Source organism: Campylobacter insulaenigrae NCTC 12927 (genome assembly GCF_000816185.1).
Classification (GTDB): Bacteria; Campylobacterota; Campylobacteria; order Campylobacterales; family Campylobacteraceae; genus Campylobacter_D; species Campylobacter_D insulaenigrae.
Genome location: NZ_CP007770.1, coordinates 534,893 through 551,005 on the forward strand (window position 1 = coordinate 534,893; position 16,113 = coordinate 551,005).

The following is a 16,113-nucleotide window of genomic DNA, read 5'->3' on the forward strand; positions in this document are numbered from 1 at the left end:
GTTAAATATCATAATTTTCTTTGATCAATTTTGCTACTTTTGCATTGCATATGGATTTAATTTCTTCATAATGTGCTTGTGAAATTTTATTAAAATCTCCGTAATAATTTAAAAGTTTTTGAATATTTGCTTGAGAAATTCCAAGTTGTAACAACTTTGAACTATATAAATTTTGTTTTCTTTTTGTTTTTTGATGAAAATTGATTGCAAAGCGGTGCGCCTCATCACGTAATTTTTGTAAAAATTGTAATTTTTTGTCGTTACTTGAGAATGTAAAAATTCCATTATCAGAATAAATTTTATCTTTAGCATTTCCTTTTGCTCTGTGTGCTTTTGAGTTAATTTTTTCTTTTGATATGGCTAAAATATCTATATTAGCTCCCGAGCTTTTTACTATAGTGTTAGCAAGTTTTAATAATGCATCTCCTCCATCTATAAGCCAAAGATCAGGAGGCGGAGTTTTATCAAAAGACAAAGCCCTTTTACTGAGTGTTTGAAACATTTGGTCGTAATCATTTTTATGGGACAGGTGATAATGTCTATATGATTTTTTCTCAAAACCATTATTTTTATATACAACCATAGCCCCAACGCTAGCATCTCCTTGATAATGCGAGTTGTCAAAAATTTCTATACTATTTGGATAATTTTGTAAATTAAAGTATTTTTTTATGTCATTTAGTACTATATAATCTTCATTTTGTATATATTTTTCTATATTTATTCTTGCATTTTCTAACGCTAAATCGCAAATCTTTTTTTTCTCTCCTAGCTTTGGAACTTTAATATAAAATTTTTTAGAAAATCTTTGAGAAAGTGTTGATTCTAGTAATTTTAGATCTTCAAATTCTTGATGTATATAAATTTGAGTGGAATTAATAGGAGTATCTTCTGTGAAATTTTCCAAAATATATTGTTTATAAATTTCGTTTAGATCTAAATCATTTTGTTCTTTTAACGTGATAATTTTTTGATTTGAGCTGATCATTTTACCATTGTTTATAACAAAACGCACTAAGGAAAGTATATTATTTTTTACAAAAAACACAAATACATCAAAATTTTCTAATTTTGCAATATCTATATGAATTTTAACACTTAAATCTTGTATAGTTTTGATTTGATCTCGTATAATGGCTGCTTCTTCATAATTTTCACTTTGTGCATGATCAAACATTTTTTTTTCTAAGGTTTTTATTAAAAATGAAGAATTTAAGAGAGCTTGAGTAGCGTTTTGTATTATTTGATTGTATTCTTCTTTTGTTATTTTATTTTCACATGGCGCTTTGCATCTTTTGATTTGATGAAATAAACAAATTTCTTTACATGATTTTTTTTGTCTTAAAGGGAAAATTAAATACAGTGCATTTAAAAGTTCTTTAACACCTTTAAAAAAAGGGCCAAAATATTTTATTTTAGATTTTTTTATAATCTTTCTAGTAATTTCAAATCTTGGAAAATCATCATTTAAGTCTATATAAATATAAGGGTAAGTTTTATCATCTCGTAATAATATATTATATTTAGGATGAAGTTGTTTTATAAATGAATTTTCTAAAATTAGAGCATCTGCTTCTGTATTTGTTGTGATAAATTCAACATGGTGAGTTTCACTGATCATTTTTTGAATTCTTAGACTATTTTTTGAATTTGGTGAGAATATTGGTGTAAAATTAAAATAGCTTCTTACGCGATTTTTAAGATTTTTTGCTTTGCCTACATATAATAATTTACCATTTTGATCAAAATATTGGTATATTCCCGGTAAACTAGGAATAGTTTTTATTTCATTTTTTAGCATCTTGAATAATTTTTCTTAATTCTTCAAATTTTTTATATAACAAGGGATGGTTTATATTATTATGAAAACTTGCATTTGAAAGCTCTATAGAGCTTTTTTTATATGTAGATTTGCTTGTATTTTGATGAATAAAATTTTTATCGCTAAAAATTTTTATTGTGTCAACATTGGCAAAAATATTTTCAGGTTTTGCAAAAGTGTAGTGTTTTATTAATTTTTTAATAGTTTTTTTGGTATTATCGTGATTTAATTCCATGTAAGCAACATGGTGTTTAGCTAAAATAATTAACATGTTGTTTTTAACGAAGATTTTGCTAATCATTTGTTTGTGGTTAACGCTCAAGAGATTAAAAAATTCTTTATATTGAAATAGCACACTGAGAGGTTTATAGTGTTTAGATTGGATAAGTTTGTTGATAATAAAATTACTCGTTTTAATTTCTCTTCTCATTTTATAATGTTATCATTTTTTATCTTAATGTTTTTAAGTGCATGTGGTTATAAAGATATTCCATTTTATGAAAAAAAAGATGATAATCAAAGCGAGATTAAAATAAAAAAATTTCAAGCAATGGAAAATGAGATATGAAAAAAATTTTCTTTTTACTTTGTTGTAGTTTTACTTTATTATTTGCTGGTTCTAGCGAATTAAATTTAGCATTTACTAGTTTGGGTATTGGTATTTTGATTATTTTTATTCTAGGCTATTATTTAATCGCAATGGAAGAAAAATATCATATTAATAAAACTAAACCAGCATTGTTTGTGGGAACTTTTTCTTTTATAATTATTGGTGTTTACTTGGTTGTTAATAACCTTGATACGCAAATTTTAGAAGAAAGCGTTAATCATTTAATTTTAGAGATTGCTCAGATTGTATTTTTTCTAATTGCAGCAATGACTTTTATAGAAGCTTTAATAGAAAGATCAGTGTTTGAAACTCTAAAATATAAGCTTGTTAGTAGAGGGTATACTTATAGAAAATTATTTTGGCTTACAGGAGCTTTGGCATTCTTCATTTCCCCAATAGCTGATAATCTAACTACAGCTTTGATTTTATCTACAGTGCTTTTGACGATTGATAAAAATAAAAAAGATTTTCTAATACCAGGTGCTATCAATATAGTAGTAGCTGCAAATGCTGGTGGCGCATGGTCTCCATTTGGAGATATTACTACTTTAATGGTATGGACTGCTAAAAAGGCAGATTTTTTAGAATTTTTTGCACTTTTTCCAGCATCTTTTATTGGGTGGATAGTTACTGCTTATTTATTGTCACTTTATGTGCCAAATGTTAAACCAAATTTTGCTAAAGAACATCTAGAGGAAATTAAAATAAAAGAAGGTGGTAAAGTTTTTATAATTTTAGGACTTTTTACCATTGCTTTGGCTGTATTTGTCCATAGTATTTGTGATTTACCGGCTATGTGGGGTATGATTTTCGGTCTTTCTTTATTGAGTTTATATATATATTTTTTCAACAAAGAAAGAGGTAAAAAAGATTTGAATGTGTTTTATTATATGACTCGTATTGAAATGGATACACTATTATTTTTCTTTGGTATTCTATCAGCAGTTGGTGCTTTACATTTTGTTGGTTGGTTAGCTTATGCCTCAAATTTATATACAATCTTAGGACCAACAAGTGTAAATATAGGAGTGGGAATTTTATCTGCTATAGTAGATAATGTCCCTGTGATGAGTGCGGTTTTAAAGGCAAATCCAAGTATGGACCATACGCAATGGCTATTGATTACATTAACTGCAGGTATTGGTGGATCGCTGATTAGTTTTGGATCAGCTGCTGGGGTAGGCGTAATGGGAAAGATGAAAGGGATTTATACTTTCAATGCTCATTTAAAATATGCATGGACTATATTAATGGGATATATTGTATCTATTGTTGTTTGGTATATACAATTTCAAATGTTAAATTTATAAAAGGATAAAGATGAAAAAAGCAGATATTTTAGTTTTAGATTTTGGTTCTCAATATACTCAGTTAATTGCAAGAAGACTTAGGGAGCAAGGGGTATATGCTGAAATTTTACCTTTTAATGTTAGTATGGAAGAAATTAAAGCAAAAGAACCAAAAGGTATTATACTTAGCGGTGGTCCAGCGAGTGTTTATTCTAATGATGCTTATTTTTGTGATAAAGATATTTTTAAATTAAATTTACCCATTTTAGGAATTTGTTATGGTATGCAATTAATGGCGCATCATTTTAATGCCAATGTAGCTCCCGCAGGACATAAAGAATATGGTAAGGCTACTATTGATGTTCAAAATGACAGTATTTTGTTTAAAAATTTACCTAAAAGACAAATAGTTTGGATGAGTCATTCTGATAAAGTTGAAAATTTACCAGAAGGTTTTGAAGCGATTGCAACCAGTGAAAATAGTCCTTTTTGTGTGTTTGGTGATGAAAAACGTAAATTTTATGCTTTGCAATTTCACCCTGAGGTTCAACATAGTGAATTTGGAAAAAATATATTGAAAAATTTTGCTAAATACGCTTGCAACTGTGACAGTGTGTGGAATATGGGATCTTTTGCCAAAACTCAGGCACAAAAAATTAAAGAAGAAGTTGGTAATGATAAAGTATTGTGTGCAGTAAGTGGCGGTGTTGATAGTAGTGTGGTTGCTGCTTTGCTTGCTAGTGCTATTAAAGATCAAGTTGTGGTTGTTTTTGTAGATAATGGACTTTTAAGAAGCGGTGAAAAAGAGCAAGTAGAATATATGTTTAGACATACCTTAGGAATTAATTTAATAAGTATTGATGCAAAAGATTTATTTTTGAGTCGTTTGCAAGGAATTCAAGATCCAGAACAAAAAAGAAAAATAATCGGTAACACTTTTATAGAAGTTTTTGAAGATGAGGCAAAAAAACATAGTGATGTAAAATATCTTGCACAAGGAACTTTATATACTGATATCATAGAAAGTTCAGTTGTTGGTGCTAGTAAAACTATAAAATCACATCATAATGTCGGCGGATTGCCAGAAAAGATGAATTTGAAATTAATCGAACCTTTAAAAGAAATTTTCAAAGATGAAGTGAGAGCTTTAGGAATGGAGCTTGGTTTAAACAAAGATATAGTATATCGCCATCCTTTTCCTGGTCCAGGGCTAGCTATACGTATTATGGGGGAAGTTAATGAAGCTGATTTGGAGCTTTTAAGAAAAGCTGATATGATACTAATTGAAGAGTTAAAAAGTAGCGGATGGTATGATAAAACATGGCAGGCGTTTTGTGTGCTTTTAAATGTTAAAAGTGTGGGTGTTATGGGAGATAATAGAACTTATGATAATACAGTATGTGTACGAGTTGTTAATGCAAGTGATGGAATGACAGCGACTTTTTCTCATTTGCCTTATGAATTATTAGAAAATATTTCACGCCGTATTATTAATGAGGTTGATGGCATAAATCGCGTGGTGTATGATATATCAAGCAAGCCGCCTGCGACTATAGAGTGGGAATGATTAAAATATCCTACAAGCTTTAATTATTTTTTATAATAATTATATTTTTTACATAAAGTCAAAAATATAATTATAAATTTATAAAAACAAAGATAAAATATTTTTAGTTTACTTGAAAATAAAAAAGGTTTTGTATGCATGGTAAAATAATGGTTTATGTAGATGGTACTGGTAGAGGGACGGTTATAAACCTTGCAAAAACTTTTTTTGAATTTAATAGACACGCTTGGCACGACAAAAGAAGTATGCCTACAGTGGGGATGTTTGTTGAATTTAGGTCTGATGGAAAACATATTACAGATTTAAGACCTTCTAAATTTCAGGAGTTTAATGAAAATGATTTTATTAAAGAGAGGGATTTTTGGAAAACTGATAGTGATGATGAATTAGAAGATTTAAGGTTGGCAAAGCGTGATGCTTATGTCCAGCAATTATATAGGGAAACAAATTATGATGAATTTGAAAAAATTCCTTTAAGTATGACGATACCACAAACTATTCAGCGATATTTTTATAATGAAACTTTATCCATTAATGCAGTCAAAGATATTAAGATAGATGAAGCACCTTATATTATTGATTTTTTTGTTCTTAAACGTTTTTTATGTAAAGCTTTAGATACTTTGCTTTTTTCTGATAATACAATCAATCAAGCAGATTTTTCAGCTATGAAAAATATTATTGTTCATCTTGAAATGGCTCATAAGGATATGCAGGATAAGCAAAAACATATAAATATGGAGCGTTTATACGATGAGGTATTTTTATCGCATCAATGCCATTATCAAGCTCTTCTAGCGTCTATTGATAATAGAAAAAATAGGAAATTAGCTTTAGAAAGACAAATAAGTACTTTAGCAAGTGAGATTAAATCAAAACAGTCAAGATTAGAAGCAGAAAATGGAAAAAGGTATCAAGAATTAGAAGAAATAATACATTCTAAAAAAGCAAAACTTATAGAAATTAAAAATGAAATAGACTATTTTAGCGAGAGTATAATAAAATTAGAAGAAGTTAAAAAAGCATTTTATGAAAAGAATTTATCTATTTTTGCAAATAGCTTCAATATGGTAAGAGAAAAACTTTTTGATAAAATTAATCAAGGTTTGAATATTTGTGCTACAAAGCAAGATGTAGAAATATGGAAAAAATCTTTAAAATCTACTAGTATTAAAAATTCATATTTTAAAAATGCCACTGAAATTTCCTTTTGTACTTTATCTTTTGCAGAGCTTTATTTAAATAGATTGAACAAACACACATTAAATTCGAATGATCAACTGCTTCTTTCATATGTAAAAAAAGTGAGAAAAGAATGTGAAAAAAATTTTTTGATAGTTACTGCAAATCCTGAAATCTATACTAAAATGAAAATACAAATTTTTTCTATGAGTCCTTATTATGTTGTAAAACATGCTCCTAAAAAAGTAAATTATCAAGGATTAATGAAAAGTACAGAATTTGATATTGTGTATGTAGATGAAAAAACTTTATGGGCTCCTGTAGCTGACGTAATTTTAGAGGGAAAATATTTTTTAAAAAAAGATTCTAAAACTAAATTTAAAATTTTATAAAGTATGTTTTTAAGATTTGTTGGTTATAATTTATCTGCCTAAATGGTTCGATTTGTATTAAAGAGGATCCAACACATTAATTCTTAGTTGCAATGTGTAATTTACCGTGTTCTGTGACTTCGTATGAACTTTGAAAAAAAGTGAGAAGCTGCAGCCTTTAAAAATTACCTAGCGACACTATTTGACTTTTTAGGGTCACATACTTGTACTACGGCCGTTTGGGTTTTGAATCACTAAGGAAAATAATGAAGATTTTGATTTTAGGGAGTGGTGCTAGAGAATATTCTATTGCATTGGCTCTTAAAAAAGTAGATAGTAATATAGAATTTTATTTTGTGCCTGGTAATGGTGCTACTGCTAAAATGGGAACAAATCTTAATATGAAAGATCCTAAGGTAATTTCTGCTTATGCAAAGGCTTCTGAAATTGATCTATGTATTGTAGGAAGTGAAAACTTTTTGGCTGATGGTGTGGTGGATCTTTTTAAAGAAAATAATATTTCAATTTTTGGTCCAACCAAGGCTGCTGCTATGCTTGAAGCCTCAAAATCATACATGAAAAGTTTTTTAAAAAAATATAAGATAAAAACAGCTAAATTTTTGAATACAAGTGATTTTGAAAAGGCTAAAAAATTTATTTTAAATTTAACTACACCTATAGTTGTAAAAGCTGATGGATTATGTGCTGGCAAAGGAGTTGTTATTGCTCAAAGTCATGATGAAGCTTTAGATGTTACACAAAAAATGCTTAGTGGAGAAAGCTTTGGTGATGCTGGTAAAATAGTTGTTATAGAAGAATATTTAAATGGTTTTGAATTAAGTGTTTTTGCTCTTTGTGATGGAGATAATTTTATTTTGCTTCCAGCTGCTCAAGACCATAAGAGACTTTTAGATGGTGATAAAGGTCCAAATACTGGAGGAATGGGGGCTTATGCACCAAGTTCTTTAGCAAGCGATAATTTATTTGAACAAGTAAAGAAGGATATAGTTAAACCGACATTAGAAGGAATGAAATTAGAAGGAAGTGAATTTGTAGGAGTGTTGTTTATAGGCCTAATGGTAGTAAATAATAAGCCATATGTATTAGAATACAATGTTCGTTTTGGAGATCCAGAATGTGAAGTATTGATGCCATTAATTGAAAATCCCTTAGAAATGTTTTTAGCGTGTGCGAATAAAAATTTATCAAATATTAATGTTAAAATTAAAAATGAGTATGCAGTTGGAGTTGTTTGTGCTAGCAAAAATTATCCTTATAAAGATAGTCCTAAGGCTTTGATTACAGTTGATAGTATTCCAAATAATTCTCATATATCTTATGCTGGAGTCAGCTTAGAAAATGATCAATTATATGCTAATGGCGGAAGAGTGCTTGTTTGCGTTGGTGTTGGAAAGAATATAAAAGAAGCTCAGCAAAATGCATATAAACTTTGTGATAATGTCCATTTTGAAGGTAAACAATATAGAAAAGATATTGCTTTTCAGGTTCTTAAATGAGCAATCAAGAGTTATTCGATAAATTAGAAAAAGAAAATATCAAAATAGCAAGCTTTAAAAAAAGATTTTTAGCTTATATTATAGATAGTTTTGTTGTTTTCTTGATTGTTAGTATTATTTTGCTTGATAAAATTTATTCTATGCAAACTTATGATGAAATTCATAATGTTTTGATGCGATTTGCAGGAGGTATATTGCTTTTGCAATTTTGTTATCACACACTTTTTTCATATCTTTATGGAGCAACTCTAGGAAAAATATTTTTAAAGATTATGATCGTTGATCAAAATTTGTTAGATAAACCAAATTTAACACAAAGTGCTTTAAGATCATGTTTTAGACAATTTAGCGATATGTTATATGGATTGGGTTTTGCGTGGGCTTTGAGTAATGTTGTTTTAAAAACTTGGCATGATTATGTTGCCAAAACAGTGGTGATTGATCTTGCGTAAAATATTTTTATCTCTTGTTTGTATTGGAAATTTATATGCTGCAAAAGTAGATATTTATGCTTTAGATGTTGTGAGAAATAATAATATTGTAGAAGCAAAGAATAACGTAGTTGTGGTATCTGATCTTTATTTGATTACTGCTGATGAAGCAAAATTTAATGAACAAACTAAAGATTTAGAGCTTTTTGGGGATGTCAATATTTTAAGAGGTCAAAAGGAAAGAACGTACTCAAATTATACTAAAATAAACATTCAAAATAATACTACGAGTTTTAAAAATTTATTTTTTTCAAATAATGATTTAGAAGTTTGGTTGCAATGTCATCAAGCTCAGTTTGATGATAAATTTTTTATAACTGAAAAATCTGTTGTATCTAGTTGTAATGTGGAAAATCCTGATTGGGAAATTCGTTTTGAAGAAGGAAAGCTAAATAAAGAAAGCAATTTTTTACACCTTTATAATGCTAGATTGTATGTAAAAGATGTCCCAGTTATGTATTTACCTTATTTTGGTTTTAGTGTGGATACTAAAAGAAAAAGCGGTTTGCTTGTTCCAGAATTTGTAATAAAACAAAATGATGGTTTATATTATAATCAACCCATATATTATGTTATTGATGATAATGCTGATGTGCAATTTGAACCTCAAATTAGAACCAAGAGGGGTTATGGACTTTATTCAACATTAAGATTTGTAGATTCTTTAAATTCGCAAGGCGAGATTAGTGCTGGTATTTTTAGTGAAAAATCAAGTTATAGAAAGAAAGAAGAGTTAAAAAATAAAGAACATTATGGCTTTGAAATTAAATATGCTAGCGATGAGTTGTTCAAAAGCTTATTGGAAGGTTCTTATCAAGAAGGATTGTGGATCGATGGTACTTATTTAAATGATGTTGATTATACAAATTTAAATTCTAGAGTCAAAACGGAAGCATCTCTTGTAACTTCTAAATTAAATTATTTTTTATCTGATGATGAAAACTATTATGGTTTTTATGCGAAATATTATATAGATACTTCAAAAATTAATAATAAAGGTACATTACAAGAATACCCTTCAGCACAATACCACAGATATTTAAATGGAATATTTAATAATTATGTGCAATATAGTTTTGATGCTTCTTTCCATAGATATTATAGACAGACAGGAATTTATGCAAAAACATTTAATTTTGATGCACCTTTAGTATATCATACTAGTTTTTTTGATGATTTTTTGAATTTTGCTTTTACAGAGAGATTTTATGTAAATTTTGTTGATTATTCTAATACAAATTTAAAAAATCAAGAGCACTTGTTTAGGAATTCACATAATTTTTCTTTATATACTGATTTATCTAAATCTTATGAAAATTTTTATCATACTATGTATCTTGGTTTTAATTATTATTTACCAGGAGCTAAATCTGGCAAGATAACTGAAAATTTTATAGATATCGAAAACGATCCTGAACAATTTAATTTTTCAGCATATCAATATTTTTATAATGCTTTAGGAAAAAAAAAGCTTTTTCATAATCTGACTTTAAAATATGATCTAAAACATGAAGATTTTGGTGGGTTAGATAATGTGGTAGAATATTTTTATAATGATTATATTAGTTTTAGAAACGAAAGTGAATATAATGGTATAAATAATCGTTTTGATAAAGTTTTTAGTGATGCTTCAATTGATTATGATATATGGAAAATTAGTTTAAGTCATGCTTATAGAATTTATGAAGGTGAAAAATATAATTTTATAGGTACGAAAGCTTTTTATAATATAAATACTAATTATCAAGTATTTGGTGGTGTATGGTTTGATTTAAATAAAAAACCAGATAAATGGGAAGTTGGTTATGCTTATCAGAGAAAATGCTGGAATTATTCTTTAATGTATAGAAAAGATATATCACCTAAATTAACAAGTGCTGGTATTAATGCCAAAGATCAAAGTGGTTTATATTTTATGTTTAATTTTTATCCAATTGGCGGGGTTGCTTATGATTTTGCCTTGGAAGAAAACGAGAAAAAAATATGATATTATTTGAAGATGAAAAAGAAGCAGCACAAAAGTTGTATGATCAATTGCCTATTGCTAAGTTAAAAGATTATCTTATCATCACTCCGTCTTTAAAATCTATAACATTTGTTAATGAATTAGCACATAAATTAGATATATCTTATAATTTTTTATTTACAGAACAAATTAAAGCTCCTAATAATAATGAATGCCAAATAGCTATGATTAGTGAAACTAAAGAACTTGTTTATAATGAAGCGCTAGTAAAAGCTTTTGATATTAGCTTGGATTATATTTATGGTGAAGCTAATAGAACTTATGAAGAAAAAATTCTGAAAAATGTTTATCGCTATAGAAAAGGCAATCTTTTAAATGAGTTAAGAGGAAAAAATATCTTAATGCTACATGAAGGCTGTGAAAGCGGTATCACAGCTTTATCTTGTATCAAAAGTCTTTTAAAAGAAGAGGTAAATAGTATTATCTATGCAACTGCATTAATGCCCAGTGATGTGTATGATTATATTAGTGTGTTTGTGGATGAAGTATTTTGTGTCCATAAAATTGACCATTTTGTAGATATTGAATTTTATTTTAAAGAAAAAACAAAACTTGAATCTCATGAAATTTTAGAAATTTTGGAAGAGAATAAATATTATTTACCGCAAAAACGATAGATTTATATTTAAACAATGTATTTATTTGTTTAAATATAAATCTATAAAAGGCAAAAATAAAAAGCTTTTTAAGTTTTTATTTTGAAAATTTAAAAAGCTTATTTGATTTTGCCTAATACACAAAAAGGAAAGCTTATGCAACATGAAATAAATGTTAATAATCATATTGAATTTTTTGATACTGATAAAGTAGCAAAACAAGCAGCTGGAGCTGTGTTAATGAGGGAAAAAAATGCTGTTGTCTTAGCAACAGTTGCTCGTGAAGATAAGATGGTGGAAGAAGATTTTTTACCGCTTACTGTGCAATACATTGAGAAAGCTTATGCTGCTGGTAAAATTCCTGGAGGGTATATAAAAAGAGAAACTAAGCCAGGTGATAATGAGACCTTGAGTGCGAGAATAATAGATAGAAGTTTAAGACCTTTGTTTCCAAAAGGCTATGCTTATCCAACTCAAATTGTTGTCATGGTTCTTTCTGTAGATAGTGAAGTAGATTTGCAAGTTATGAGTTTAAATGCTGCAGGTGTTGCGTTGTATTTGAGCGATATTCCTATAAAAGCTCCAGTTTGCGGAGTTAGAATTGGACGTATTGATAATGAATTTATTTTAAATCCAAGTAATAGTGAGTTAAAAAATAGTACACTTGATTTGTATGTTGCTGGAGTAAAAGATGAACTTTTGATGATAGAAATGAGAGCATTAGCTAATAAAAAAGATGATTTGCATTTTATAAATGAATTAAGTGAAGATGATACGCTTAGAGCATTAGAATTAGCAAGTAGTGCTATTTTGAAAGGTTCTAATGAATACGAAAAAACTTTTGCAGCTTATAGAAAAATTTCTAATTTAAAATACAAAATAGAAAATAGCTATGATGAGCTTGTCGGTTTTATTAAAAATTCTTATCTAGTAAAATTAAAAATAGCAATCAATCAAATGGCAAAAAGTGAAAGGGCAAGTGAAATTTCTAAAATTGCTGAAGAAATTTCTCAAGAAAGTATTGCTACTGAAAAAGGATGGTTGCTAGAAGATATTGAAAAAGCTTTACATTTATGCAAAAGAGAACTTGTAAGAGAGCAAATTATAAAAGAAGAAAAAAGAGCTGATGGGAGAGGTTTAAAAGAAGTTAGAAAAATAGATATAGAAACGAATATTTTACCTAGTGCTCATGGTTCATGTTTGTTTACCAGAGGTCAAACACAAGCTTTAGTAGTAGTAACATTAGGAAATGATAATGACGCACAAATGTCAGATATTTTGACAGAGAAAACTCCAATTTGTGAAAAATTTATGGTTAATTATAATTTTCCGGGATTTTCAGTCGGCGAGGCAACTCCTATAAAAGCACCTGGTAGAAGAGAGCTTGGTCATGGGAATTTGGCAAAAAGAGCACTTCAACCTAGCGTTGATGAGGGGTATGCTCATACTATACGTTTAGTTTCAGAAATTTTAGAAAGCAATGGTTCTAGTTCAATGGCTACAGTTTGTGGTGGGGCATTAGCTTTAAGAGCCGCAGGTGTTCCTAGTGTAAAATTGGTTGCAGGTGTAGCTATGGGTCTTGTATTTGAAGAGGATAAATATGCTATTTTAACTGATATTATGGGGCTTGAGGATCATGATGGAGATATGGATTTTAAAGTTGCGGGAAATTTAGAGGGTATTACGGCCTTGCAGATGGATATAAAATTAGGTGGTATCGAGCAAAAAGTCTTAAAAGAAGCTTTGTATCAAGCTAGAGAAGCAAGGGAATATATTTTAAATATAATGCAAGAAGCCAGTGAAAAAATTGTTGTAAATACAGAAGTTTTACCTAAATTAGAAATTTTTAATATAGATCCAAATAAAATTCCAGATATTATAGGTCAAGGTGGCAAAACTATAAAGGAAATTATTGATAAATTTGAAGTTTGCATAGACTTAGATAGAGATAAAGGTGAAGTTAAAATTACTGGTTCTAATCAAGAGTTAATTAACCAAAGTAAAGAATTTATTTTAAATTTAATTCACACTAAATCTTTTAATAAAAAAAGAGAAAAGAAAGATATATCTAAATTTGAAATTGGAGAAGAGTTTATAGGTAAAGTTCAAAAGGTAGTTGATTTTGGAGTTTTTGTAGAGTTAAGAGATGGTGTAGATGGGTTGTTGCATAGCTCTAAAATAAAAGAAAAATTAGATCTAGGAGATGAAATTAAAGTAAAAGTTGCAGATATTAAAAATGGAAAAGTTTCTTTGGATTTAGTTTAACACTCAAGTAAGCTTTGATGCTTACTTTTTGGTCTATTTTCTTGACAAAAATATTTTCTTTTGGCATAATTTCATTTTTTTGTTGTCTCGTTAGCTCAGCCGGTAGAGCATCTCCCTTTTAAGGAGGGGGCCGTTGGTTCGAATCCAACACGGGACACCACTTAGTTCTTTTTTGGTCGCTTAGCTCAGTTGGTAGAGCGCCACCCTTACAAGGTGGATGTCATAAGTTCGAGTCTTATAGTGACCACCATTCTTAATTTATTTATTGGTTGCGGCGGTAGTTCAGCTGGTTAGAATATCGGCCTGTCACGCCGGAGGTCGCGGGTTCGAGCCCCGTCCGCCGCGCCATTGTCTCGTTAGCTCAGCCGGTAGAGCATCTCCCTTTTAAGGAGGGGGCCATTGGTTCGAATCCAACACGGGACACCAATATTCTTCTGACCCTTTCGTCTAGTGGCTCAGGACATCACTCTCTCTGTGTGGTAACAGAGGTTCAAATCCTCTAGGGGTCGCCATTTGTATCGTGTGATTTTGATTTTATAGAATGATAAAATAATTAACATCTTATTTAGATATTAATTATTTAGTTTATTTTTATTCGTGGGTTTTATTTACTAAAGAATCTCTTATGTCAATAACAAGATAAATAACAAAAAAACTCATAAATAAAGCTATAAATGAGCCTAATAAAGACATTAAACCAAAAATAAATCCTACCATAAACATCATTGCGATTGAGTAAATTAATGCTAGCGCAAAACTAATAATTACGACAATATCAAGTATTGTTCTGCCAAAACTAAGAATCAAGTTCTTAACCATTATATCTCCTTAAAAATTATTTTATAATTATATTAAAATTTATTTTAAATATTTTTTATATATAATTAAAATTTATGCATATTTTTTGATATTTTGGCAAGGCTCTTATGTGCACGATGTTTTACAAGAATTCATAAAAAAATATTAATACTAATTTTATTTATTCCACTTAAATTTAAGTGGAATAAATTTTGCTTATAAAAATGCAAGATTGAAGAATTGAAAGCAAAATCTAAACTTTAAGGAATGCCTAAAGAGTATATTCAGTATAAACGATAATTCCTCTTATGGTTCTATCATTTCACAAACAAAAGCAAATAAAGAAAATAAAACAAGTTCAAAAACAAATTTTGCAAATACTTTTGTTAAACAAAATGCTAGTAAATTAATTGAAATTCAAAGTAATAATACTCAAACATTAGCACTCAATGAAGCAATATTAAATCAAAATAGTATTAAAAGCGATTCTCATAATTATCATATATCAAGCGATTTTAAAAATTCTATTTATGCTTTAAAATATAGACAAGCTAATAATCCTGCTTCTATGGCTTATGGTTATAGTGTTGATTCTAGTGGCTATATGGGTAGTGATTTTAACAAAGCAGCGGGATTACCTGAAGATTTTAAGATACATAAATCTACTTTAGATGAGTTATATAGATTTAATACAAGCTTTAAAGAAGACACTGCAAATCATTTAGGCATTTCAAATTACTATACAAATATAGATATGGCTGATACCATAAGACAATATTATTCTAAATTTGATCAAATCATAAATCATAGTTTTGAAAATTCTAATAAGACTAGTTTTAGCATAGAAGATTTAAATTCTTTACCAAAAGGTTATAGCGTTTATAATACAGATTTCAAGTTTATGTTTCAAAATTTAGATAGTCAAACTATAACAAATTTTTATGATACACAAGAGCAATACAATGCTATAGATAACATAGGAATGCAAAATTCTATCAATACAGGATTGAAAAAATTAGATTTTTTACCTGAAAGTATGGAAACTCAAAATTTAGATAGCGATATAGCAAAAGATACTTTTAATCCTGATATGTCTGTTTATCCAAAAAATGAAGATGGGAGCTATACTAAAGAAGCTTTATTTATGAGTTTTTTAAAGTCTAGTGGTGGAGAGGTTTTAGAAGGTGGTAATACAACATTAAACCCATTAGCCAAAGCACATATTGAAACTATGGCAAAAGAAAGTTTTGATGGTTCTTTAGCCTCTTTAAATGATATTATGACAGGTAAAGTCGATTTTGCACAAATTTTAAAAGCACACGCTCAAGATGGTTGGCTTGATTCTAAAATTTATGCCAAAGAAAATAATATTGCTTGACAAAATTCAAGCATAGGTTATGGTTGGGCTTGGTTTGATAATCAATTTAATCAAGCTAAAGCTAGTGGCTACTCTCCTAGCAATGAAAGTATAAATTCTTATGTAAATTCTGTAATGGATAAATTAAATAATATTTTAAATCAAACTAGGGCATAATCTTTTAATTTATACCAAAATGATTTATTTCAAAAAATAAATGTT

General features: G+C 28.6%; 12 protein-coding genes, 5 tRNA genes and 1 pseudogene. 15 read left to right on the top strand and 3 right to left on the bottom strand.

Going from position 1 to position 16,113, the window contains the following annotated elements; all coding sequences use genetic code 11:
* Position 1: 1 nt before the first annotated feature.
* The gene (uvrC, locus tag CINS_RS02815; protein ID WP_039649667.1) at positions 2 to 1,801 is read right to left on the bottom strand and encodes an excinuclease ABC subunit UvrC; all 1,800 of its coding nucleotides are present in this window, start codon (positions 1,799 to 1,801) and stop codon (positions 2 to 4) included.
* Positions 1,788 to 2,093 carry a hypothetical protein gene (locus CINS_RS02820; protein WP_052251954.1) on the bottom strand — a complete coding sequence of 102 codons (306 nt, stop codon included), beginning with the start codon at positions 2,091 to 2,093 and terminating at the stop codon, positions 1,788 to 1,790. The genes uvrC and CINS_RS02820 overlap by 14 nt, the downstream gene beginning before the upstream one ends.
* A 99-nt stretch (positions 2,094 to 2,192) precedes the next feature.
* Here CINS_RS02820 and CINS_RS07740 point away from each other — a divergent pair, with 99 nt between their 5' ends.
* From CINS_RS07740 to CINS_RS02885, 14 genes are all read left to right on the top strand, one after another.
* Complete coding sequence (locus tag CINS_RS07740) at positions 2,193 to 2,390, top strand: hypothetical protein (protein WP_052251955.1); 198 nt, start codon at positions 2,193 to 2,195, stop codon at positions 2,388 to 2,390.
* Positions 2,387 to 3,742 carry a sodium:proton antiporter NhaD gene (gene nhaD, locus CINS_RS02825; protein ID WP_039649671.1) on the top strand — a complete coding sequence of 452 codons (1,356 nt, stop codon included), beginning with the start codon at positions 2,387 to 2,389 and terminating at the stop codon, positions 3,740 to 3,742. The genes CINS_RS07740 and nhaD overlap by 4 nt, the downstream gene beginning before the upstream one ends.
* 10 nt (positions 3,743 to 3,752) lie before the next feature.
* A complete protein-coding gene (gene guaA / locus CINS_RS02830; protein WP_039649673.1) occupies positions 3,753 to 5,288 on the top strand; it encodes a glutamine-hydrolyzing GMP synthase in 1,536 nt (511 codons plus the stop codon).
* Positions 5,289 to 5,422: 134 nt separating this feature from the next.
* Positions 5,423 to 6,862, top strand: a complete 1,440-nt coding sequence (locus CINS_RS02835) for a hypothetical protein (RefSeq protein ID WP_039649675.1) — start codon at positions 5,423 to 5,425, stop codon at positions 6,860 to 6,862.
* Positions 6,863 to 7,107: 245 nt separating this feature from the next.
* On the top strand, positions 7,108 to 8,358 hold the full coding sequence (purD, locus tag CINS_RS02840) for a phosphoribosylamine--glycine ligase (RefSeq protein WP_039649677.1): 1,251 nt from the start codon (positions 7,108 to 7,110) through the stop codon (positions 8,356 to 8,358).
* A complete protein-coding gene (locus tag CINS_RS02845; RefSeq protein WP_039649679.1) occupies positions 8,355 to 8,810 on the top strand; it encodes an RDD family protein in 456 nt (151 codons plus the stop codon). The genes purD and CINS_RS02845 overlap by 4 nt, the downstream gene beginning before the upstream one ends.
* Positions 8,800 to 10,836 carry an LPS-assembly protein LptD gene (locus CINS_RS02850; RefSeq protein WP_414973612.1) on the top strand — a complete coding sequence of 679 codons (2,037 nt, stop codon included), beginning with the start codon at positions 8,800 to 8,802 and terminating at the stop codon, positions 10,834 to 10,836. The genes CINS_RS02845 and CINS_RS02850 overlap by 11 nt, the downstream gene beginning before the upstream one ends.
* Positions 10,833 to 11,492: a phosphoribosyltransferase family protein gene (locus CINS_RS02855; protein WP_039649681.1), complete on the top strand. Its 660-nt coding sequence runs from the start codon at positions 10,833 to 10,835 to the stop codon at positions 11,490 to 11,492. The genes CINS_RS02850 and CINS_RS02855 overlap by 4 nt, the downstream gene beginning before the upstream one ends.
* Before the next feature lie 135 nt (positions 11,493 to 11,627).
* Complete coding sequence (locus CINS_RS02860) at positions 11,628 to 13,736, top strand: polyribonucleotide nucleotidyltransferase (RefSeq protein WP_039649683.1); 2,109 nt, start codon at positions 11,628 to 11,630, stop codon at positions 13,734 to 13,736.
* 84 nt (positions 13,737 to 13,820) lie between these two features.
* Positions 13,821 to 13,896 (top strand) — tRNA-Lys (locus tag CINS_RS02865).
* A 14-nt stretch (positions 13,897 to 13,910) separates the two neighbouring features.
* Positions 13,911 to 13,986 (top strand) — tRNA-Val (locus CINS_RS02870).
* Positions 13,987 to 14,007: 21 nt separating this feature from the next.
* Positions 14,008 to 14,084: transfer RNA gene (locus tag CINS_RS02875), tRNA-Asp, on the top strand.
* 2 nt (positions 14,085 to 14,086) lie between these two features.
* Positions 14,087 to 14,162: transfer RNA gene (locus tag CINS_RS02880), tRNA-Lys, on the top strand.
* Between the two features lie 10 nt (positions 14,163 to 14,172).
* Positions 14,173 to 14,248, top strand: a tRNA-Glu gene (locus tag CINS_RS02885).
* 79 nt (positions 14,249 to 14,327) lie between these two features.
* Here the strand turns inward: CINS_RS02885 and CINS_RS02890 are convergent.
* Entirely contained in the window at positions 14,328 to 14,555 is a 228-nt protein-coding gene (locus CINS_RS02890) for a hypothetical protein (protein ID WP_039649685.1), read from the bottom strand.
* Between the two features lie 259 nt (positions 14,556 to 14,814).
* On the opposite strand from CINS_RS02890, the pseudogene CINS_RS02895 reads away from it, so the two are divergent.
* Positions 14,815 to 16,068 (top strand): annotated as a pseudogene (locus CINS_RS02895) (Cj0814 family flagellar-dependent secreted protein).
* Positions 16,069 to 16,113 lie beyond the last annotated feature (45 nt).